This is a genomic window from Franconibacter sp. IITDAS19 (assembly GCF_023079515.1).
Classification (GTDB): domain Bacteria; phylum Pseudomonadota; class Gammaproteobacteria; order Enterobacterales; family Enterobacteriaceae; genus Franconibacter; species Franconibacter pulveris.
In genome coordinates, this window is record NZ_JALJCP010000001.1 from 571,102 (window position 1) to 592,814 (window position 21,713).

22 protein-coding genes and 1 riboswitch are annotated in these 21,713 nt (G+C 59.3%); of the genes, 12 read left to right on the plus strand and 10 right to left on the minus strand.

Annotated elements, in window-relative coordinates; all coding sequences use genetic code 11:
• Positions 1–24 precede the first annotated feature (24 nt).
• From bioB to bioD, 4 genes are read left to right on the plus strand one after another with little or no spacing between them, the layout of a single operon-like run.
• On the plus strand, positions 25–1,065 hold the full coding sequence (bioB, locus tag MT962_RS02890; protein WP_188723218.1) for a biotin synthase BioB: 1,041 nt from the start codon (positions 25–27) through the stop codon (positions 1,063–1,065).
• Positions 1,062–2,216: an 8-amino-7-oxononanoate synthase gene (bioF, locus tag MT962_RS02895; protein WP_247364505.1), complete on the plus strand. Its 1,155-nt coding sequence runs from the start codon at positions 1,062–1,064 to the stop codon at positions 2,214–2,216. The genes bioB and bioF overlap by 4 nt, the downstream gene beginning before the upstream one ends.
• Positions 2,197–2,955, plus strand: a complete 759-nt coding sequence (bioC, locus tag MT962_RS02900) for a malonyl-ACP O-methyltransferase BioC (RefSeq protein WP_247364507.1) — start codon at positions 2,197–2,199, stop codon at positions 2,953–2,955. The genes bioF and bioC overlap by 20 nt, the downstream gene beginning before the upstream one ends.
• Positions 2,948–3,634 carry a dethiobiotin synthase gene (gene bioD, locus MT962_RS02905; protein WP_048888361.1) on the plus strand — a complete coding sequence of 229 codons (687 nt, stop codon included), beginning with the start codon at positions 2,948–2,950 and terminating at the stop codon, positions 3,632–3,634. The genes bioC and bioD overlap by 8 nt, the downstream gene beginning before the upstream one ends.
• A gap of 14 nt (positions 3,635–3,648) precedes the next feature.
• Here bioD and MT962_RS02910 read toward each other — a convergent pair whose 3' ends face one another.
• Entirely contained in the window at positions 3,649–4,359 is a 711-nt protein-coding gene (locus tag MT962_RS02910) for an ATP-binding cassette domain-containing protein (protein ID WP_024560810.1), read from the minus strand.
• Positions 4,360–5,257: 898 nt separating this feature from the next.
• Here MT962_RS02910 and uvrB point away from each other — a divergent pair.
• Positions 5,258–7,279: an excinuclease ABC subunit UvrB gene (uvrB, locus tag MT962_RS02915; protein WP_024555955.1), complete on the plus strand. Its 2,022-nt coding sequence runs from the start codon at positions 5,258–5,260 to the stop codon at positions 7,277–7,279.
• Positions 7,280–7,394: 115 nt separating this feature from the next.
• On the opposite strand, the gene yvcK is transcribed toward uvrB, so the two are convergent.
• A complete protein-coding gene (yvcK, locus tag MT962_RS02920; protein WP_024555956.1) occupies positions 7,395–8,303 on the minus strand; it encodes a uridine diphosphate-N-acetylglucosamine-binding protein YvcK in 909 nt (302 codons plus the stop codon).
• 228 nt (positions 8,304–8,531) lie between these two features.
• Positions 8,532–8,663: riboswitch (molybdenum cofactor riboswitch) on the plus strand.
• Between yvcK and moaA the strand changes: the two genes are divergently transcribed.
• The 6 genes from moaA (at position 8,651) to MT962_RS02950 (ending at position 12,134) form a co-directional block, all read left to right on the plus strand.
• Entirely contained in the window at positions 8,651–9,640 is a 990-nt protein-coding gene (moaA, locus tag MT962_RS02925; protein ID WP_029696957.1) for a GTP 3',8-cyclase MoaA, read from the plus strand. It overlaps the preceding riboswitch by 13 nt.
• Positions 9,641–9,661: 21 nt before the next feature.
• The gene (moaB, locus tag MT962_RS02930) at positions 9,662–10,174 is read left to right on the plus strand and encodes a molybdenum cofactor biosynthesis protein B (RefSeq protein WP_024555958.1); all 513 of its coding nucleotides are present in this window, start codon (positions 9,662–9,664) and stop codon (positions 10,172–10,174) included.
• A gap of 3 nt (positions 10,175–10,177) precedes the next feature.
• A complete protein-coding gene (moaC, locus tag MT962_RS02935) occupies positions 10,178–10,663 on the plus strand; it encodes a cyclic pyranopterin monophosphate synthase MoaC (RefSeq protein ID WP_024555959.1) in 486 nt (161 codons plus the stop codon).
• Complete coding sequence (moaD, locus tag MT962_RS02940) at positions 10,656–10,901, plus strand: molybdopterin synthase sulfur carrier subunit (protein ID WP_024555960.1); 246 nt, start codon at positions 10,656–10,658, stop codon at positions 10,899–10,901. Before moaC ends, moaD begins: the two co-directional genes overlap by 8 nt.
• A gap of 2 nt (positions 10,902–10,903) precedes the next feature.
• A complete protein-coding gene (gene moaE, locus MT962_RS02945; protein ID WP_048888362.1) occupies positions 10,904–11,353 on the plus strand; it encodes a molybdopterin synthase catalytic subunit MoaE in 450 nt (149 codons plus the stop codon).
• Positions 11,354–11,426: 73 nt separating this feature from the next.
• Entirely contained in the window at positions 11,427–12,134 is a 708-nt protein-coding gene (locus tag MT962_RS02950) for a Bax inhibitor-1/YccA family protein (RefSeq protein ID WP_024560729.1), read from the plus strand.
• Between the two features lie 249 nt (positions 12,135–12,383).
• Here MT962_RS02950 and MT962_RS02955 read toward each other — a convergent pair whose 3' ends face one another.
• The 3 genes from MT962_RS02955 to MT962_RS02965 are packed head-to-tail and all read right to left on the minus strand — an operon-like array spanning position 12,384 to position 15,441.
• Positions 12,384–13,439, minus strand: a complete 1,056-nt coding sequence (locus MT962_RS02955; RefSeq protein WP_024560730.1) for a YbhN family protein — start codon at positions 13,437–13,439, stop codon at positions 12,384–12,386.
• Positions 13,439–14,683 (minus strand): cardiolipin synthase ClsB, encoded by a 1,245-nt coding sequence (gene clsB, locus MT962_RS02960; protein WP_024555964.1) that lies wholly within the window; start codon positions 14,681–14,683, stop codon positions 13,439–13,441. The genes MT962_RS02955 and clsB overlap by 1 nt, the downstream gene beginning before the upstream one ends.
• Positions 14,680–15,441, minus strand: a complete 762-nt coding sequence (locus tag MT962_RS02965) for an endonuclease/exonuclease/phosphatase family protein (RefSeq protein WP_024555965.1) — start codon at positions 15,439–15,441, stop codon at positions 14,680–14,682. Before MT962_RS02965 ends, clsB begins: the two co-directional genes overlap by 4 nt.
• Before the next feature lie 135 nt (positions 15,442–15,576).
• Here MT962_RS02965 and MT962_RS02970 point away from each other — a divergent pair, with 135 nt between their 5' ends.
• Positions 15,577–15,993: a YbhQ family protein gene (locus MT962_RS02970; protein ID WP_024560731.1), complete on the plus strand. Its 417-nt coding sequence runs from the start codon at positions 15,577–15,579 to the stop codon at positions 15,991–15,993.
• Here MT962_RS02970 and MT962_RS02975 read toward each other — a convergent pair.
• Genes MT962_RS02975 through cecR form a run of 5 tightly spaced genes read right to left on the minus strand, consistent with a single transcriptional unit; the run spans position 15,955 to position 21,611 of the window.
• Positions 15,955–17,061, minus strand: a complete 1,107-nt coding sequence (locus MT962_RS02975) for an ABC transporter permease (protein WP_024555967.1) — start codon at positions 17,059–17,061, stop codon at positions 15,955–15,957. The two genes, MT962_RS02970 and MT962_RS02975, sit on opposite strands and share 39 nt — an antisense overlap.
• Positions 17,062–17,070: 9 nt before the next feature.
• Complete coding sequence (locus MT962_RS02980) at positions 17,071–18,210, minus strand: ABC transporter permease (protein WP_048888363.1); 1,140 nt, start codon at positions 18,208–18,210, stop codon at positions 17,071–17,073.
• The gene (locus MT962_RS02985) at positions 18,207–19,940 is read right to left on the minus strand and encodes an ATP-binding cassette domain-containing protein (protein WP_048888364.1); all 1,734 of its coding nucleotides are present in this window, start codon (positions 19,938–19,940) and stop codon (positions 18,207–18,209) included. Before MT962_RS02985 ends, MT962_RS02980 begins: the two co-directional genes overlap by 4 nt.
• On the minus strand, positions 19,927–20,934 hold the full coding sequence (hlyD, locus tag MT962_RS02990; RefSeq protein ID WP_247364511.1) for a secretion protein HlyD: 1,008 nt from the start codon (positions 20,932–20,934) through the stop codon (positions 19,927–19,929). The genes MT962_RS02985 and hlyD overlap by 14 nt, the downstream gene beginning before the upstream one ends.
• On the minus strand, positions 20,931–21,611 hold the full coding sequence (cecR, locus tag MT962_RS02995) for a transcriptional regulator CecR (RefSeq protein ID WP_247364514.1): 681 nt from the start codon (positions 21,609–21,611) through the stop codon (positions 20,931–20,933). The genes hlyD and cecR overlap by 4 nt, the downstream gene beginning before the upstream one ends.
• Positions 21,612–21,713 lie beyond the last annotated feature (102 nt).

Sequence of the window (21,713 nt, forward strand, 5' to 3'; positions counted from 1 at the left end):
AAAAAAAACTTTGGAGACGCCCCGATGGCTCACCACGCACGCTGGACTTTGTCGCAAGTTAACGCCCTTTTTGAAAAACCGCTGCTGGAGCTGCTCTTCGACGCGCAGCAGGTTCACCGCCAGCATTTCGACCCGCAGCAGGTGCAGGTCAGCACGCTCCTTTCCATCAAAACCGGCGCCTGCCCGGAAGATTGCAAATACTGCCCGCAGAGCGCGCGTTACAAAACCGGCCTCGAAGCGGAGCGGCTGATGGAGGTCGAGCAGGTGCTGGACTCCGCCCGCAAAGCGAAAGCCGCAGGCTCCACGCGCTTTTGCATGGGCGCGGCGTGGAAAAACCCCAACGACCGCGATATGCCTTACCTGGAGCAAATGGTGCAGGGCGTTAAAGCGATGGGGCTTGAAACCTGCATGACGCTTGGCACGCTGAGCGAATCGCAGGCGCAGCGTCTGGGCCAGGCGGGGCTGGATTACTACAACCACAACCTCGACACCTCGCCGGAGTTTTACGGCAACATTATCACCACCCGCACCTATCAGGAGCGTCTCGACACCATCGGCAAAGTACGCGACGCCGGCATTAAAGTCTGCTCCGGCGGCATCGTGGGCCTTGGCGAAACCGTCACCGACCGCGCGGGGCTGCTGCTGCAGCTCGCGAATCTCCCTACGCCGCCGGAAAGCGTGCCAATCAACATGCTGGTGAAGGTGAAAGGCACGCCGCTTGCCGACAACGAGGATGTTGACGCGTTCGATTTCATTCGCACCATCGCCGTGGCGCGCATCATGATGCCAACTTCTTACGTGCGCCTTTCGGCAGGCCGCGAGCAGATGAGCGAGCAGACGCAGGCGATGTGCTTTATGGCAGGCGCCAACTCCATTTTTTATGGCTGTAAGCTGCTCACCACCCCGAACCCGGAAGAGGACAAAGACTTACAGCTTTTCCGCAAGCTTGGGCTTAACCCGCAACAGACCGCGGTGCTGGCCGGCGACAACGAGCAGCAGGAGCGTCTGGAGCACGCCCTGCGCGACGCGGACAACCAACAGTACTACAACGCGGCGGCAGTATGAGCTGGCAGGCGCGAATCGACGCCGCCTTAAACGAGCGGCGTGAAAACCACGCCTTTCGCACCCGTGAACCAAACGAGCAGGGGAACGGGCGCTGGCTGGTGCGCGGCGAACAGCGCTGGCGGAATTTTTCCAGCAATGACTACCTCGGCCTGAGCCAGCACCCGGACGTAACCCGCGCCTGGCGGCAAGGGGCGGAGCGCTATGGCGTGGGGAGCGGCGGTTCCGGACATGTGACCGGCTATCATCGCGAGCACGCCGGGCTGGAAGCGGCGCTGGCGCAGTGGCTCGGTTTCGACCGGGCGCTGCTGTTCATCTCCGGCTTCGCGGCTAATCAGGCGGTTATTAGCGCGCTGATGCAAAAAGAGGACCGCCTGCTGGCGGACCGCTTAAGTCACGCCTCGCTGCTGGAGGCGGCAAGCCACAGCCCGGCGCGGCTACGGCGTTTCGCGCACAACGACGCGGGGGCGCTGCGAAATCTGCTGGCGAAACCGTGCGACGGGCAAACGCTGGTGGTGACGGAAGGGGTTTTTAGCATGGATGGCGACAGCGCGCCGCTGGCGCAACTTGCTCAGGCGTCCCGTGAGGCGAAGGCCTGGCTGATGGTGGACGATGCGCACGGCATCGGCGTGCTGGGCGAAGGCGGGCGCGGCAGTTGCTTTGCAAGCCAGGTTCACCCCGAACTGCTGATAGTCACCTTCGGCAAGGCTTTTGGCGTGAGCGGCGCAGCCGTGTTGTGCAGCCACTCGCTCGCCGATTACCTGACGCAGTTTGCCCGCCATCTTATCTACAGCACCAGCATGCCGCCCGCTCAGGCCGCTGCGTTGCATGCTGCGCTGCGCGTGATTCAGCAAGGCGACGCGCTGCGTAGCCGGCTTGCTCATCACATTACACGCTTTCGCACGGGCGCTGCGGCGCTGCCGCTTACGCTTGCAGAATCCGCCACCGCCATCCAGCCGCTGATTGTGGGTGATAACCTTCGCACCCAGGCGCTGGCGCAGCGGCTACGGGAACGCGGCTGCTGGGTCAGCGCGATTCGTCCGCCTACGGTGCCGGCGGGGACCGCCAGGCTTCGCATCACGCTCACCGCCGCCCATGAAAACGACGATATCGACGCCTTGCTGGAGGCCCTCTATGACGCCTGCCGTGAATAAACGCGCCGTGGCGGCCGCCTTTGGCCGCGCGGCGCAAAGCTATGACCGCTTTGCAGAACTACAGCGGCTGAGCGGCGAACGGTTGCTGGCCTGCCTGCAGGGCGCGGCCTTCGCCCAGGTGCTTGACGCAGGCTGCGGCACCGGCGCGTTCAGCCGCCGCTGGCGTGAGCTGGGAAGCGAGGTGACGGCAGTTGATCTCAGCGCGCAGATGCTGACGCAGGCGCGTCGCCAGCAGACGGCGCACCGCTATGCGCAGGGCGATATCGAAGCGCTGCCCTTCGCCAGTGAAAGCTTTGACCTGGTCTGGAGCAACCTGGTGGTGCAGTGGTGTGAAAACCTCTCACGGGGGCTGGGCGAACTTTATCGCGTAACCCGCTCCGGCGGGCGCATCGCCTTCAGCACGCTGGTGGAAGGATCGCTGCCGGAGTTGCATCAGGCGTGGCGGGCGGTGGATGAAAACCCGCACGCTAACCGCTTTTTATCCGCCGACGCGATAGCCCGCGCCTGCCCGGAAAGCCGCGTGGTGCTCTTTCAGGAGCGCATTACCCTGACTTTTCCGGACGCCTTAAGCGCCATGCGGTCGCTCAAAGGCATTGGCGCGACGCATCTGCATGACGGGCGGCAAAACCGCACCCTGACGCGCCGGGAGCTGCAGCGGCTGCCGCTCGCCTGGCCGCAGCGAGCGGGCGGTTTCCCGCTCTCGTACCATCTGATTTTTGGAGTGATTGAACGTGACTGAACGCTGGTTTATTACCGGTACCGATACCGAAGTGGGCAAGACCGTGGCGAGCTGCGCGCTGTTGCAGGCGGCGGCGCTTGCGGGCTACCGCACCGCAGGCTACAAGCCGGTGGCGTCCGGCAGCGAAATGACGCAAGAGGGGGTTCGCAACAGCGACGCGCTGGCCCTGCAGCGCCACAGCAGCGTGGCGTTGCGCTATGAACAGGTTAATCCGCTCACCTTTCTGGAACCCACATCGCCGCATATCGTAAGCCAGGAAGAGGGCAGACCGATTGATTTCGCTACGCTCTCCGCCGGGCTTGCCGCGCTGGAGCCGCTCGCCGACTGGGTGCAGGTGGAAGGCGCCGGCGGCTGGTTTACGCCGCTTTCGCAAACCGCCACTTTCGCCGACTGGGTTGTGAAGGAGCAATTGCCCGTGATTCTGGTCGTAGGCGTGAAGCTTGGCTGCATCAACCATGCGCTGCTTACCGCCCAGGCGGTCGCGGCGGCCGGGCTGCCGCTCGCGGGCTGGATTGCCAACGACGTGCAGCCGCCTGGCAAACGCCATCATGAGTATATGGCGACACTTAAAAGACTGCTGCCTGCGCCGTGTCTTGGGGAGATCCCGTGGCTTGGGGAGCGGGCCGAGCATCAGCCGCTCGGCCGTTATCTTTCGCTGGAGGCGCTGAAGCGGCGCTGAAGCGGCGCCAGGCTTTACGGCGTTATCCAGTGCGCCAGCTTTTCGTTATCAAGCTGCGCAACGCTCCCCCGGGCGACGGCGCGGCCGCGATGCAGCAGGCAAAAGCGGTCTGCTACCCGTCGAATGAACGACAGCTGCTGTTCCACCAGCAGCACGGTCAGGCCGAAATCGCGGTTTAAGCGCACTATCAGCAGGCTTAGCTTTTGAATCACATTCTGACCGGCGCCGCGCGTCGGCTCGTCCAGAATAAGCAGCCTGGGCTGGTTTACCAGCGCCCGGGCGAGCGCCAGCTGCTGCTGGTTATCGCCCGACAGCTCGCCGCCGCGCGCATGACGCAGCGCGTAAAGATCGGGGAAAAGATCGAAAATCATCTCCGGCAGCGGGCCTGGCTTATCCGCCGCCGCCAGCATGGCGATGCGCAGGTTTTCCTCAACGGTAAGCTGCGAGAAAATGCGCCTGTCCTGCGGCAGGAAGCTGATGCCGAGCGCGGCGCGGTGTTCTGGCGGCATCGTTAACAGCTCTTCCGGCGGCTTACCCGCCTCGCGCCACGTAATGCTGCCGCTCTGCACGGGCAGGTAGCCTGCAATACAATTCACAAGCGTCGTCTTACCCATACCCGGCGCGCCCATCACGCAGGTGCATTCGCCCGGCAGCAAATCTAAATCGACATTCCACAGCGTGTGCTGCGTGCCGTAGTACTGATTCACAGCACGTAAACTCAACATAGCAAACTCCTTTCTGAGAGGGTGAAGAGATAATCACTTCGCTGACTGCGCAGCGTTACGAGCGTTTTATTCACCAGATCACCAGCATCCTGCGTCGCTTCTCCCAAACAGGGAGAAAGGGTCGAGTTCCGGTACGGTTACGTTGCAATTCTCTTGCCAGCGCCGGAATCCGGGGCGAAATATCGTGTTCTTTGAGATTAAGCTGATAAAAAAGGGTGGGTGAGCGATCCTGGGCTAGCACTTTATCTGAAGGGTGCACTTTAAGGGTGCCTGAGAAGGGAGGAAACTCGCCGCCCTGGTGCAGCGCTGCGTTTAATTTTTAATCTATTGCCGGGCGTTATGTGACCATAATCACGTCTTGACGCTGAACAAAAAGTGCCAAAAGACGTCTAAAGCCGACAAGAAAAAATTTTTTCCGCCTCGTTACACAAAATGCAGGGTTTTCGCGGAGCGGCGCAGACAATGGCTTGAGGGTAGTTATCCACTATTCCTGTGGATAACCTTGTGCATTAGAGTTAGAAAACACCCGGCAAGCGAGAGCGGATGCGGGTTCCCGCCGGATTGACGCGAAAGCCGTCTCAAAAAAATATCGCTTAATTTACAGCAGTTTAAATAAAATCAATGGCCGTCAGAAAAGTGTCACCTGCTGCAATAAAACTATCACAGCCTCGCTTGACAAATGTTAAAAGGGCAAAACTTTTGGGGATAACCGCGTTCCGCTGGTTTTTTCTTCAGCTGGCAGGGGAAATAAAGCAGACCAGACGGCGGAAACGGTGCGTAACAAAATATTGCTTACCTGACACTGGTTTTTCATACAGTATTTAGTGCTGGCAAAAATTTCGCCTGCGAGTAAAATTACACCTCCGGCCCGCCCAAATCTGCATCAGGTAGTCATTTCATGAGTAAACCTTTCAAACTCAATTCCGCTTTTAAACCCTCTGGCGACCAGCCGGAGGCGATTCGTCGTCTGAAAGAGGGGCTGGAAGATGGTCTGGCTCACCAGACGCTGCTTGGCGTAACCGGTTCGGGGAAAACCTTTACCGTGGCCAACGTGATTGCCGACCTGCAGCGTCCGACGATGGTGCTGGCGCCGAATAAAACGCTGGCGGCGCAGCTGTATGGCGAAATGAAAGAGTTCTTCCCGGATAACGCCGTGGAATATTTCGTCTCGTACTACGACTACTATCAGCCGGAAGCCTACGTGCCGAGCTCCGACACCTTTATTGAAAAAGATGCGTCGGTGAACGAACACATCGAACAGATGCGCCTTTCCGCGACCAAAGCGCTGCTGGAGCGCCGCGACGTGGTGGTCGTGGCGTCGGTCTCCGCCATTTATGGTCTGGGCGACCCCGATTTGTATCTGAAGATGATGCTGCACCTCACGAAGGGCATGATAATCAACCAGCGCGATATCCTGCGCCGTCTGGCGGAGCTGCAATACACCCGCAACGACCAGGCGTTCCAGCGCGGCACCTTCCGCGTACGCGGTGAAGTAATAGATATTTTCCCGGCGGAATCCGATGACCTGGCGCTGCGCGTAGAACTCTTTGACGAAGAAGTGGAGCGCCTGTCGCTGTTTGACCCGCTTACCGGCACGGTAGAGTCGGTTATCCAGCGTTTCACCGTCTATCCGAAAACGCACTACGTTACGCCGCGCGAGCGCATTGTGCAGGCGATGGAAGAGATAAAAGTCGAGCTGGCGGACCGCCGCAAGGTGCTGCTTGCCAATAACAAGCTGCTGGAAGAACAGCGCCTGACCCAGCGCACCCAGTTTGACCTCGAAATGATGAACGAGCTGGGCTATTGCTCCGGCATCGAAAACTACTCGCGCTATCTCTCGGGGCGCGGACCGGGCGAGGCGCCGCCGACCCTGTTTGATTACCTGCCGGCCGACGGCCTGCTGGTGATTGACGAATCGCACGTTACTATTCCGCAGATTGGCGGCATGTATCGCGGCGACCGGGCGCGTAAAGAGACGCTGGTGGAGTATGGCTTCCGTCTGCCTTCCGCGCTGGATAACCGTCCGCTGAAATTTGAAGAGTTTGAAGCGCTGGCGCCGCAGTCGATCTACGTATCGGCGACGCCTGGCAACTATGAACTGGAAAAATCGGGCGGCGAAATCGTCGACCAGGTGGTGCGCCCGACAGGGCTGCTTGATCCGATTATCGAAGTGCGTCCGGTGGCGACCCAGGTGGACGACCTGCTGTCGGAAATCCGCAAGCGGGTGGCCATCAACGAGCGCGTGCTGGTGACAACATTAACCAAGCGCATGGCGGAAGATCTTACCGAATACCTGGAAGAGCATGGCGAGAAGGTGCGCTATCTGCACTCCGACATCGACACGGTGGAGCGCATGGAGATCATCCGCGACCTGCGTCTGGGGGAATTTGACGTGCTGGTGGGCATCAACCTGCTGCGTGAGGGGCTGGATATGCCGGAAGTATCGCTGGTGGCGATTCTGGATGCGGACAAAGAGGGCTTCCTGCGCTCCGAACGTTCGCTGATTCAGACTATCGGCCGCGCGGCGCGTAACGTTAACGGCAAGGCGATTCTGTACGGCGATAAAATTACGCCGTCGATGGCGAAAGCGATTGGCGAAACGGAGCGGCGTCGCGAGAAGCAGCAGCGTTATAACGAAGAGCACGGCATTGTGCCGCAGGGCCTGAACAAGAAGGTGGTGGATATTCTGGCGCTTGGCGAAAGCATCGCCAAAACTAAGCCGAAGGGCCGTGGCAAAGGCCGCAGCGTAGCCGATGTGGAAGCGGCGGAGCTGGCGCTGACGCCGAAAGCGCTGCAGCAAAAAATTCACCAGCTGGAGGCGCAGATGCTGCAACATGCGCAAAACCTGGAGTTTGAAGAAGCCGCGCAGATCCGCGACCAACTGCATCAGCTGCGCGAGCTGTTTATCGCCGCGTCCTGATTGCCTTCCTGAAGAAGGCAAAGGCGTCTTCTGTTGCGTTGAGCGGCGGCTTACAAAAAAGGCGGGTGGCCCTGAGCTCACCCGCCTTTTCCATTACGGCTAACCACGCTAAATCTTATCCCAGTTCCTGAATCGCTTTTTCCAGCGCAATGCGCAGCAGATGGCGGTCGTGGCGATGCGGGATGTCGGTCGCCTCAAGCGGTTGCTGGACGATAATGCGGTTCTTAACGCCGCTCACGTCAATTTGCGGACCTACCACCACCGCATCCACAACCGGTTTGCCGACATACTGCTCCATGACGGCGAGCTTCTCTTCCAGCGGTAAATTATCCGCCGCCGCGCTCTGTTCGCGCCCCAGGTTGCCGACATAAACCATCGGTGCGGGCGTGCGGCGCAGCGCCTGCGCCAGGTCCTCAACCAGCAGCAGCGGAATGAGGCTGGTATAAAAACTTCCCGGCCCGATGATAAGTAAATCCGCTTCGCCGATGGCCTGAATCGCTTCCCGCGTCGCCTGTACTTTAGGATAAAGCATCAACTCCTTAGGCGGCTGGGTTAGCAGGTCGATGCTGACCTCGCCGTAGACCGCATTGCCGTCCACGTCGATAGCCATCAAATCTACCGGTTGCTCCGACATCGGAATCAAGAAGGCGTCCACTTTCAGCAGGTTGCGAATTAAATTAATCGCCTCCAGAGGCCGCACGCTCAGGTGGTCCAGCGCCTTTAACATCAGGTTTCCGAGGTTATGGCCTGAAAGTTCGCCGTTGCCGCCAAAACGGTACTCAAACATCGCCGATGCGACGCTCGGTTCGGTAATGAGTTGATTAAGGCAATTACGCATGTCTCCCCAGGCGATGCCGCCTTCGGAACGGCGAATACGTCCGGTGGAGCCGCCGTTGTCGGTGGTGGTAACGATACCGGTAAGCCGTGAACCCAGCGAAGAGAGCGACGACATTACCCGGCCAAGGCCGTGCCCGCCACCCAGCGCCACCACCCGGTCAAGGTCCGCAAAAGTGCGATTGCGCATACCTAATCCTTATGAACCCAAAAAACGGCCTACGTTAACGTAAAGTGCGGCGAAAAACGATCCGCCATCCGCCTTAAAATGACGTGTATCAAGGCAAAAAGATGACTTTTACGTATCCTGATGCCAAATGTGGCGAATAAAGCGCTATGTATGCGTTTATATAGCGAAAATCGGCGTTGGCGAAACTGGGTTTCACGCGCTACTATCGCCATTACCACGTTTCAACAAATTGAAACAACACTCTAAGCCTTTGCGCCTAAGTCCTTGCGATATGGCGCTCTGGCCGTGGCGACGCCACCAGGGTGCAGGAAGAAATGACTGCATCTCCCGTATTTGGAAAGGTGTACATGGTTTCTCAACTTACCGATGCTTTTGCGCGTAAGTTTTATTACTTACGCCTGTCGATTACCGACGTCTGCAATTTTCGTTGCACCTACTGCCTGCCGGATGGCTACAAGCCCGCAGGCGCGACCAACAAAAGTTTCCTCTCGCTTGATGAAATTCGCCGCGTGACGCGCGCTTTCGCCGCGCTGGGCACTGAAAAAGTGCGCCTGACCGGGGGCGAGCCCTCCTTACGCCGCGACTTTACCGACATCATCGCCGCGGTGCGTGAAAACGCCGCCATCCGCCAGATTGCGGTCACCACAAACGGCTACCGCCTCGCGCGTGACGTAAAGGCATGGCGCGACGCCGGGCTCACCGCCGTTAACGTAAGCGTCGACAGTCTCGACGCCCGTCAGTTTCACGCGATTACCGGGCAGGATAAATTCCGCCAGGTCATGGCGGGGATAGACGCCGCTTTTGCGGCGGGCTTTGAGCGGGTGAAGGTCAATACGGTGCTGATGCGCGACGTTAACCACCATCAGCTCGACACCTTTCTTGCCTGGATCAAGCCGCGCCGCATTCAGCTACGCTTTATCGAACTGATGGAGACGGGCGAGGGCGGTTCGCTGTTTCGGGAGCATCATATCTCCGGCGCGACTATTCGCGACGAACTGCTCAAACGCGGCTGGATCCATCAGCTTCGCAACCGGGCGGACGGCCCGGCGCAGGTCTTCTGCCACCCCGATTACGAAGGGGAGATAGGCCTTATCATGCCGTATGACAAAGATTTCTGCGCCAGCTGCAACCGGCTGCGCGTGTCGTCGTCAGGTAAGCTGCATCTGTGTCTTTTTGGTGATGGCGGCGTGTCGCTTCGCGAACTGCTTGCTGATGACAGCCAGCAGGGCGCGCTGATTGCCCGCATCGAAGAGGCGCTGACCTATAAAAAGCAGACCCATTTCCTGCATGACGGCAACACCGGCATTACCCAGAATCTGTCCTATATCGGCGGTTAACCTTTTTACAAGGAGTAGAGCATGAGCCAGGTTAGCGCGGCGTTTATCCCGGCGCGTATCGCTATTCTTACCGTCTCCAGCCGTCGCGGCGAAGACGAAGACACCTCCGGCCATTTCCTGCGCGATGCCGCCGTTGAGGCGGGGCATCAGGTGGTGGAAAAAGCCATCGTAAAAGAGAATCTCTATGCCATTCGCGCCCAGGTTTCCGCCTGGATAGCCTCTGATGAAGTGCAGGTGGTGCTGATTAACGGCGGCACCGGCTTTACCGCAGGCGATGTCGCGCCTGAGGCGCTGCTGCCGCTATTCGACCGCGAAATCGCAGGCTTTGGCGAGCTGTTCCGCATGCTCTCTTTTGAAGAGATAGGCACCTCGATGATGCAGTCGCGCGCCGTGGCGGGCATTGCCAACCAGACGCTGATTTTCGCCATGCCCGGCTCCACGAAAGCGTGCCGCACGGCCTGGGAAAACATCATCGTGCCGCAGCTTGACGCCCGCACTCGTCCCTGTAATTTTCATCCTCATCTCAAGAAGTAAGCTATGTCGCAACTGACCCACATTAACGCCGCGGGCGAAGCCCATATGGTTGATGTTTCCGCCAAGGCGGAGACGGTGCGCGAGGCGCGCGCCGAAGCTTTCGTCGCCATGCGCCCGGAAACGCTGGCGATGATCATCGACGGCAGCCACCATAAGGGCGATGTGTTCGCCACCGCCCGCATCGCCGGCATTCAGGCCGCCAAACGCACCTGGGAGCTGATCCCGCTTTGTCATCCGCTGCTGCTTAGCAAAGTGGAAGTAGAGTTAGAAGCGCAGCCGGAACAGAGCCGCGTGCGCATTGCGTCGCTTTGCCGCCTGACCGGTAAAACCGGCGTGGAAATGGAGGCGCTGACGGCGGCGTCGGTGGCGGCGCTGACCATTTACGATATGTGCAAAGCCGTGCAGAAAGATATGGTCATTGGCCCGGTGCGGCTGCTGGCGAAAAGCGGCGGCAAGTCAGGCGATTTTCAGGTGAATGACAATGATTAAAGTCTTGTTTTTCGCGCAGGTGCGCGAGCTGGTCGCGACCGACGCGCTGGAGGTGACGGCGGACTTCGTAAACGTTGAGGCGCTGCGCGCGCACCTCGCCGCGCGTGGTGACCGCTTCGCGCTGGCGCTGGAGCCCGGCAAGCTGCTGGCGGCGGTCAACCAGACGCTGGTGGCCTTCGATCATCCGCTGAAAGCGGGCGACGAAGTGGCCTTTTTCCCACCGGTAACCGGAGGCTGACCATGGAAACCCGTATTCGCGTCGGGCGTGAAAATTTCAACGTAGGCGAAGAGTACCAGTGGCTTGCCCAGTGCGATGAAGACGGCGCCGTGGTCACCTTCACCGGCAAGGTGCGCAATCATAATCTTGGCGACAGCGTGAGCGCGCTGACGCTTGAGCACTACCCGGGCATGACGGAAAAGGCGCTGGCGGAGATTGTCGCGGATGCCCGAGCGCGCTGGCCGCTGCAGCGCGTGTCGGTGATTCACCGTATTGGCGAACTGTGGCCGGGAGACGAAATTGTGTTTGTCGGCGTAACCGGCGCCCACCGCAGCCAGGCGTTTGACGCCGCGCAGTTTATTATGGATTACCTGAAAACCCGCGCGCCGTTCTGGAAGCGGGAAGCGACGCCGGAAGGCGACCGCTGGGTGGAAGCCCGCGAGAGCGACCAGCAGGCGGCGAAGCGCTGGTAAGCGGGTTTCGCAGAATGTGCCAGGCTTTTACCAGGGGGCGCAAGCCCGGTTTTTATCGTTAAGAGGAGCCGTCATGGACCGATATCCACGTTCAAGTGACACCATTGTTCAGCCCCGCGCGGGGTTGCAGACTTTTATGGCGCAAGTGTATGGCTGGATGACCTGTGGGCTGCTGCTCACTGCGTTCGTCGCCTGGTATGCCGCTAATACGCCCGCCGTGATGATGTATGTGTTCTCAAGCCGCATCACTTTCTTCGGGCTTATTATCGCGCAGCTGGCGGTGGTGTTTGTGCTGTCGGGGCTGGTGCATAAGCTCAGCCCGGCGGTGGCGACCGCGCTGTTTATGCTCTATTCGGCGCTCACCGGCTTAACGCTCGCCAGTATCTTTCTGGTCTATACCTATGCCTCCATCGCCAGCACGTTCGTCGTGACGGCGGGGATGTTTGGCGCGATGAGCCTGTATGGCTACACCACCAAACGCGACCTGAGCGGCTTCGGCAATATGCTGTTTATGGCGCTGATAGGCATTCTTATCGCCTCGCTGGTGAATTTCTGGCTGAAGAGCACGGCGCTGATGTGGGCGGTAACCTATATCGGCGTTATCGTCTTCGTGGGGCTGACGGCGTATGACACGCAGAAGCTGAAAAACCTGGGGGCGGAGATAGATGTTAACGATCGCGGGCATTTGCGTAAGTACTCCATTCTCGGCGCGCTGACGCTATACCTTGATTTCATCAACCTGTTCCTGATGCTGCTGCGTATTTTTGGCAACCGGCGGTAGGCTGTTTTGATGGATAAAAACCCTCTGCGGAGGGTTTTTTTATGCGCGGGGCAAGGTGCGCGCTGACGTGTGACCCGGCGCGAAGGACATACGTTAGCGCCGGATGTTCCCCACAGGCGGCCCTGAACGGGCGCCGCCGTAGTCAGTGTGGGGAGGGCTGTGTCGCGGTGGCAGGAGAACGGTTTTGGTTTTGCAGGGCGGGTTAGCGTCGCGCCACCCGCCTTATAGCTTGTCGCCTGAGCGCCGCGCTTACCCTTTTACCTCTCCTTCTCTCGGCGTAAAGCGCGCCTCTTTCGTATGGCTCTCCACCCGATTCTCATCCGGCGTGCCGGACTTCTGCTCTGCGCTGGCGAGCTTTTTCTCGTTTTTCGCCCGCAGTTTCTTCGCGCGGCTTTCCAGCACCAGATAACAGATGATGGCGATGAGCAGCGGAGCGAAGAAATAGAGCATGCGATAGGCGAGCAGGGCGGCGATGATGGCGCCGTGGCTGACATGTTCGCCCGCCAGCAGGGCGATAAACACCGCTTCCAGCACGCCGATGCCCGCCGGAATATGGATGATAACCCCGGCGATGCTGCTCACCAGCAGCACGCCCAGCACGAAGAAATAGTCCACCTGCTGGCCGAGCAACAGCCAGATTATCGCCCCCATCGCCATCCAGTTCGCACTGGAGATAAGCAACTGGACGATAGCGAACTTCCACGACGGCAAGACCAGCTTCTGTCCTTTGATGGTCATATGACGGCGTTTCGCAAAACCGCAGGCCCAGAGATAAAACCCAATAAACGCCAGCAGCGCGAGACCAATAATGCGCAGCGTGCTTTCATTGATATACCAGTGTGCGGGCAACTGAACGACGCCAATGCTGAATATCACCCCGCCCAGCAGAATGTAACCAAGCCAGTTAGTGGTGATGCTGAGTGAGAAGATGCGCGTGATGGTGCTGCCCGGCAGCCCAAGCCGTGAATAGAGCCGGTAGCGCATCCCCACACCGCCCACCCAGGTGCTGAGCGTCAGGTTAAAGGCGTAGCAGATAAACGACACCAGCATCACTTGCCTTTTGGCAAGCTTATGGCCGCAGTAGGCGCGCCCGAGCAGGTCGTAAAAGCCGTACAGCACATAGCTGACAATCACCAGCGCGATGGCGCTTAACAGCGCGGTGCGATTGTAATCGCGGATAACCTTCCAGACCTCTTCCCAGTCCACTTTTTGCGCATAAAGCACAATCAGGACAATAACGGCGATAAAGAACAGCCAGGTAAGGATCTTTTTCGCTTTACGCCATTTCGGATGTGATTTCGCCATCAGGGTTTTACTCCCGGATTATCCGTCTCAACCCGGTCCTGGGTCTCGATTTCAGGTTGCACGGGCGGGTTAACCAGCGCCAGCCGCGGTGTGTGGGCGGGCAGCCAGCCGACCAGCGCCGGGAAGTGGCGCAAAAAGTGGAACGCCAGCACGCTTTTCGTCAGATTCCACCACGTACGCCGCGGCAGCATGCTTTCATCAACCTGTTTAGAATCTTCGCGGATAAGCCTGTTAAGGTTGTCGCGCAGCGTCTGGTTAAAATGCCGGTCATGGATGATAAGGTTCGCCTCCAGATTGAGAGAGAGGCTCAGCGGGTCAAGGTTGCTTGAGCCGACCGTTGCCCAGTGGTCATCCATCAGCGCCACTTTACCGTGCAGCGGGCGACGCAAATATTCAAACACCTGCACGCCGCCTTTCACCAGATAGTTGTAAAGCAGTCGCGCGCCTACTTTAACGATAGGCATATCTGGCTCACCCTGCACGATTAGCTTCACGCGCACGCCGCGCCGCGCTGCATTGCGCATGGCGTGCAGCAGACGGTAGCCGGGGAAGAAATAGGCGTTGGCGATGATCACCTCTTTCTTCGCGTTGGCGAGCATTTTCAGGTAATAACGTTCGATGTCGTCCCGGTGCTCTTCGTTGTCGCGCCAGACAAACAGCGCCTGGGCTTCGCCCGGCGTGATGTTGTCCGCCGCCTGCTGACGTCGACGCCGCCACCAGCGGCCCGCCTGCTCGTTTTCCGGCAGGTTGCTCAGCACAAACTGGTAGATATCCTGCACCACCGGGCCTTCCACCCGCACCGCGTAGTCCTGCTTCGCTTCCGGGCCGTAGTCGGACATATGCTCGGCGGAGTAGTTAATGCCGCCGACAAAAGCCACGTTGCCGTCAATCACCACAATTTTGCGGTGCATGCGGCGAAAGAGGTTGGTGCGCATGCCGAACAGCGGCTTGCGCGGGTCGTAATAGCGGAATATTACGCCTGCGGCGGTGAGCTCGTTGACGAAGCTGTCGCTGAGGTCTGGCGAGCCGTAGCCGTCCAGCAGCACTTCAATGCTGACGCCGCGCTGCGCCGCGCGCAGGAGCACCGCGTGCAGCTGTCGGCCGACCTCATCCTCGAACCAGATAAAGGTTTCGAGAAAAATTTTGCTTTTCGCTTTGTTGATGGCGGCAAACACCGCCGGATAGTACTCATCCCCGTTTTCGAGCAACTGTATGCGGTTGCCATCGCGCCAGGTGGGTTTCATAGATGAATCTCCACAGCCAGAGGGGCATGATCGGAAAGGTGTCGCCAGGTACGCAGCGGCAGCGCGGTCGGGGCGCTGACCGTGGCGTTTTTCACGTAGATGCGATCAAGGCGCAGCAGCGGGAAGCGAACCGGAAATGTGCGCGCCGGGCGGCCATAGGCCCGGGTGAACACTTCATCAAGCCCCGTGTGCTGATGCAAAAAGCGGTTCGCCTGCTGTCGCCAGTCGTTAAAATCGCCTGCTACCACTACCGGCTCGCCATCCGGCAGGCTGTTTACCAGCTCCGCCAGCATGTTGAGCTGTTCCTGACGATGCGCCTCCTTCAGGCCCAAATGAACACAAATAACATGCAGCGTTTTATCGAACGAGGGGGGAGAGATTTGACAGTGCAGCAACCCGCGCTTTTCATGCCCATCTACCGAGACGTCCAGGTTCTCATACTGCTCAATCGGAAAGCGGGAGAGCACCGCGTTGCCGTGATGCCCTTCCGGATAGACGGCGTTTCGCCCATAGGCGTAGTCGCTCCACATCGTATCGGCCAGAAACTCATAATGCGTGGTATCCGGCCAGTTCTCGACGTGCATTGGATGCACTTCATGCGCGCCCATGACTTCCTGCAGGCAGACAATATCTGCGGAAACCGTCCTTACCGCATCCCGTAGTTCCGGCAAAATAAAGCGCCGGTTAAAAGCGGTAAATCCTTTGTGCGTGTTGATGGTGAGCACTTTGAATGAAAATCGCTGTGTTTTCCCTGCCATGTTTCTCCCGTCACGTTTCGCTGTCCTGATGGAAATAAAGTGTAGTCTTAGTCACAAAAAGGTGCGGGCTTACGGAATTTTCCGTAAAGTGCGGTACTCTCAGTTATCAGTGAAAAATCCCGGAGGATGGAAGCCATGAGGTGGCAACAACAAATTCGCGTCGTAACGGGCCTGAGTTGCTGGCAGATTGTTCTGCATCTGGCGGTTATCGCGCTTCTTGTCGCCGGCTGGCTTAGCGGCTCGCTGGTGCGCGTCGGGCTGGGTTTATGCCTGCTTTACGGCGTGACGGTGCTGTTGATGCTGATGCTGCAGCGCCACCATGAAGGCCTCTGGCGCGATGTGGGCGATTTTCTGGAAGAGCTCACCACCACCTGGTATTTCGGCACGTCGCTTATCGCGCTGTGGCTGCTTTCCCGCGTTTTGCACAACAACTGGCTGCTGGCGCTGGCGGGGCTCGCCATGCTGGCGGGCCCGGCGCTGGTGTCGTTGCTGGTAAAAGAGCGTAAGCGCCATTCAGGCGATTTTGCGCCGAAACATCGCGTAGGCCGCTGACCCCGTCGTGGCCGCGATGACCAGTAGCGGCCACAAGCTCCGCCAGATAATCTCCAGACTCGCATCCTTTAAATAAATCGCTTTAGTAATATCGGTAAAGTGACGAATCGGGTTCGCCCAGGTGAGGTTTTGCAGCCACACCGGCATGTTCTCTACCGGCGAGACATACCCGGAAAGCAAAATCGCTGGCATCATAAAGACAAACACGCCGATAAACGCCTGCTGCTGCGTCGCGCAGAGTGCGGAAATCAACAGCCCAAAGCCCACCAGCGACAGCCCGTAAATAAGCATGGTGAAGTAAAAGAGCGCGAGCGAGCCGGAGAAGGGGATGTCATAGCCCCAGATGCCCGCACCCAGCACGATAGTGGCCTGAAAGGTCGCCACAACCAGCGCCGGCACCGCCTTGCCGACAAAAATCTGCCAGGTGGCCAGCGGCGAGACCAGCAGCTGGTCGAGCGTGCCCTGTTCGCGCTCCCGCGCCACCGAAAGGGAGGTGACAATCATCACCCCGATGGTGGTTATCATGGCGATAAGCGAAGGCACGATAAACCATTTGTAATCCAGGTTCGGGTTATACCAGTTGCGCACCACCAGCTCGCTGTTGTTCGGCTTCGGCTTGCCCTCCAGCAACTCCAGTTGGTAATCCTTCACTATCTCCTGCAAATAGTTGGCCGCTATCTGGGCGCTGTTGGAGTTGCGCCCGTCGAGGATAATTTGCAGCGGCGCGGGCTCAAGGCGTGACAGCTTGCGGGAGAAGTCTGCCGGAAAGCGGATCAGCAGCAGCGCTTTTTGCGTGTCGAGCGTCGGGCGGATCGCCTGCGCGCTGTTGAGCATTCGCACTTCGCTGAAAGCCTTAGCGCGTGCAAAGCGCTGCGTCAGCTCGATAGAGTGCGCGCCGTTGTCTTCGTTATAGATAGCGATAGTGGCGTTAGTGACCTCAAGCGTGGCGGCAAAAGGGAACAGCAGCACCTGCAGCAAGACTGGCATGATGAGGATGGCGCGGGTCTGCGGCTCGCGCAGCAGCGACTGCAACTCTTTGCGGATAAGCGTCCATAAGCGATAAAACATTCTGCCTCCTTAATCGAGCCGCCGACGGGTTTTAAGCCAGGTCAACCCGATAAACACCACGGCCGAAGCCACCAGGAAGAGCGTATTGACTACCAGCACCGCCGGAATATTTCCCGCCAGAAACAGGCTTTGCAGGGTGCTGACGAAATAGCGCGCCGGAATGATATAAGTCACCACCCGTATGGCGGCAGGCATGCTGTCTATCTGGAAAATAAACCCCGAGAGCATGACTGACGGCAGAAACGCCGCGTTCAGCGCCACCTGGGCGGCGTTGAACTGATTGCGGGTAAGCGTCGAGATAAGCAGCCCCATGCCCAGCGTGCTGAGTAAAAACAGGCTGGAGATGAGAAACAGCAACAGCAGTGAGCCGCGGTAAGGCACCCCCAGAATAAAGACTGAGACCAGCATGCAAAGCAGCATTGCCAGCATGCCAAGGAAGTAGTAGGGGATAAGCTTGCAGAGCAGCAGCTCGGTGCGCGTTACTTCGGTGGAAAGCAGCGCTTCCATGGTTCCGCGCTCCCATTCACGCGCCACCACAAGCGACGTGAGGATAGCGCCTATCACCGTCATGATGATGGTCACCGCACCGGGAATAATAAAGTGCTGGCTGATGGCGGCGGGGTTAAACCAGTAGCGAAGCTGCACATCGATAAGCGGCTCGACGCTTTCGCCCCGGTCTTGCGCGCGCTGGGTCTGCCAGATTTGCCAGATCCCCTGCAGATAACCCTGCACGAAGTTAGCGGTGTTGGGCTCGCTGCCGTCGGTTATCACCTGTACGGGGGCGGTATCGTTGCTGCGCGCCATGAGGGCGGCGAAGTCGTTCGGGATAACCACGATGCCGCGAATTTTTCCGCCCTGCATCAGGTTGATTAACTGCTGACGATTGCTGCTGACCGTGGCGGCGATAAAGGGCGAGGCGCTAATGGCATGCGTAAAATCCAGCGCCTCTTCGCTGCGCTCCTCCAGCAAGACGCCCACATGCAGGCGGCTGGAGTCCAGATTTATGCCGTAGCCGAAAATAAAAAGCAGCAGCAGCGGAATAACCATGGCGATAAGCCAGCTGCTGGGGTCGCGCAGGATCTGCCGCGTCTCTTTGACGCACAGCGCGCGGACGCGTCGCCAGGAAAAAGCCTGTGAGTGAGCGCTCATTTCGCGTGCTCCTTATCCCATTGCTCAATCAGCCGGATAAACGCCTGCTCCATGGTCGGGTCTTCCTGCTCACTCTGCGCCGCCTCGCGCTTGAGGGAGTCCGGCGTGCCGTGGGCGATAAGCTGCCCGTGATAGACCAGCCCGATGCGGTCGCAGTACTCCGCCTCGTCCATAAAGTGAGTGGTTACCATCACCGTCACCCCTTTTTCCACCATGCTGTTGATATGCAGCCAGAACTCACGGCGGGTGAGCGGGTCGACGCCGGAGGTGGGTTCGTCCAAAAAGAGAATGTCCGGCTCGTGCATCAGCGAACAGGCCAGCGCCAGCCGCTGCTTGAAGCCGAGCGGCAGGGCGTCGGTGGGCTGGCGAAAAATCGCGTTCAGGCCGAAAGCCTCGCTCATGCTGGCGATTTTGTCGTTCTGCGCCCGGCCGCGCAGGCCATATACGCCGGAGAAAAAGCGCAGGTTCTGCTCAACCGTCAGGTTGCCGTAAAGCGAGAATTTCTGCGCCATGTAGCCCAGATGCTGGCGCGCTTTGCCGGAGCTGGTTTTCAGATCCATATCCAGCACCAGCGCCTTACCTGATGTGGGCACCAGCAAGCCGCACATCATTTTGAAGGTGGTGGATTTGCCCGCGCCGTTAGGGCCGAGCAGGCCGAAAATTTCGCCGCGCTGAACCGTAAAGCTCACGTCATCGGTGGCGGCGAAGTCGCCAAATTTCTTGGTCAGGCTGCGCGCCTCGATGACCGTCTCGCAAGCCTCGCCTTCAACCGTATGCAGGATGGCGCCGAGCGGCGACTCTCGCGAGCCGGCGCCGCCTAAAAGATCGATAAACGCGTCTTCAAAGCGCGGCGCGGTCTCCTCAAGCTGGATCGGCGCCAGCGCCTGTTTTAGCGTTTGCGCGTTCGCCTCCCGGCGCAAAATCAGGCGTACCGAACGGCCCTGAATCATGCCGTCGCTCACTTCCGGGCGCTTTAGCGCCTGCTGCAACAGCTGACGGTTGCCGGTTGTGGGGCTGGTCATCAGAAAGCTGCGCCCGGCCATCTGCTGCGTAAGCGCCTTCGGCTCGCCCTGATAAAGCAGTTCGCCTTCGTTCATCAGCAGCACGTCCCGGCACTGTTCAGCCTCGTCCAGATAGGAGGTGCTCCAGAGAATAAGCATGCCTTCGCCTGCCAGCTCGTGCACCATCTGCCACAGCTCGCGCCGTGAGATCGGGTCGACGCCAACGCCGGGTTCATCAAGCAGCAGCACTTTCGGCTGCCCCACCAGCGTGCAGGCGAGGCCGAGCTTCTGCTTCATGCCGCCGGAAAGCTTGCCCGCCAGACGCCCGGTAAAGGGATCAAGCGCCGTAAACGCCAGCAGGCGTCTGAAGGTTTCACGGCGGGCCTCGCCGGTGACGCTGCGCAGGTCGGCGTAGAGATTCAGGTTCTCCAGCACCGTTAAATCTTCATACAGGCCGAATTTTTGCGGCATATAGCCGAGTACGGCGTGCAGGGCGTGGTCGTCGCGCACCGGATCGAGCCCGGCCACCTGCGCTTCGCCTTCATCCGGGCGTAGCAGCCCGGCCAGCATGCGCATCAGCGTGGTTTTTCCCGCGCCGTCTGGCCCCACCAGCCCGGTTACGCCGCCCGGCAGAATTTCCGCATCCAGCCGGGCGACGGCGGGTTTCTCCATGCCCGGGAAACGCTTAACCAGCCCGTGCAGGCGAATGGCGTTCTTAACGGCGTTCATCGCGCGCCCCGTCGCTGAAGGCGAGCGTCGCCGGCATGCCCTGGCGCAGTGCGCCGTCCGCGTCGTTTACGATAATGCGCAGGCGATAAACCAGGTCGGTGCGCAGATCCGGGGTTTCCACGCTTTTCGGCGTAAATTCGGCGGTAGGGGAGACAAAGCCGATTTTGCCGTGGTAGGGCTTATCGGGGCGGCTGTCAGTGTAGATCAACACCTCCCGGCCCGGCTGAACCTGGCTTAAATTCACCTCGTCGACATAGGCGCGCACCCAGACCGGGCGCGTCAGCGAGACGGTCAATACCGTGCCGCCGGCGTTCAACATCGTGCCCGGCTCCACGGCGCGGGTCAGCAGCACGCCGTCGGAAGGCGCCACCAGCTTCGTATCGTGCAGATCAAGCTTCGCCTGCGCGAGCTGCGCCTGCGCCTGTTGCAGGCTCGCTTTCGCCTGGGCTATTTCCTGCGGACGGTTCCCGGCGCGGAACTGGCTTAGCTTATCCTGCGCCGATTTGAGCTGCGCCTGGGCCTGGTCGCGCGAGGAGCGGGCATTCTCCAGGTCGTTGGCGGAGATAACGCGCCGTTGCCACAGCCCCTGCTGGCGCTGTAAAAAGCTCTGCGCATAGTCCCAGGCGGCCTGTGCCTGGCGTACCGCGGCGGCGGCCTGGGCTATCTCTTCCGAGCGGTAGCCGGCCATCACCAGTTCATATTTCGCCTGAGCGGCGGCGACATTTGCCTCGGCCTGCAACAGCGCGTTTTCATACGGTGCTTTGTCGAGTTCGCCAAGCAGCTGCCCGGCTTTTACCGTGTCGCCTTCATCCACCGTCAACGCGCTAAGCCGCCCGCCGACGCGAAAGCTCAGGTTGACGGTGCGGATATCCACGTTGCCATATAGCGTAAGCGTCTCGCGCTGGCGGCTCTCATACCAGCGCCAGCCGCCCCAGGCAGCCGCCAGCACGGCTATTGCAAGCAAAATTAGCCACAGCGGCTTTCTGTTCTTCATGGTTTCTCTCCTTGCGTCAGGCCGTCCAGGATCCAGTCAATATGGCGCGCCACCACCCGGTGAATGCTCGCGGCTCTCTCTTCATCAAACTGTGTCCAGCCCGCGCGCAGCAGGATCGTTTCCCGGCCAAGGCGAAACGCCAGAATCTCGCCGAGCAGCGCGTGGGTATGCAAAATGGTTTCGGTGGCCTGCTCATCGCAGCCGGTATAGCGGGCGATTAACCGGGTGAAATGCTCATGCAGCGGAGAAATAACCTGCGTATGCACCAGTTGATAGGCCGCCGTGGGGGAGAGCTGTTCGCGGGAGATAAATTTGCTGATGTTTAGCGTTTCGTCCGCCGTCAGTAGGCGAATCATCTGACGGCAGGCGTCGTCTATCAGGGCGCGGATGGCGGATTTCTCCGGCGCAGGCTGGCGAAGCAGCGCGTCGGCGGCCTCGGCCTGAGGGCGAAAGTTGCGGCTGATGAAATCCGCTATCCACTGCGCCGAGGCCATGTAGAGATCTTCTTTCGAGCCGAAGTAATAGGTAATGGCGGCGATATTCTGCCCTGCGGCGGCGGCGATGTCGCGCGTGGTGGCGTGCAGACCATATTCGCCAAACTGGGCGATGGCAGCGGCGATAAGCTGGTTTCGCGCCTGTTCCCCGCGCTGGGTGGAGGGCGAAGAGGAATTATTCATAAGGCACCACAAAGTTAATCAATCGATTGATTAAGATTATGTATAAGATTTACCCGTCGTCCAGCGCCAGCGAATTATTTTGCGAGGCGGTGCGAGCATGAG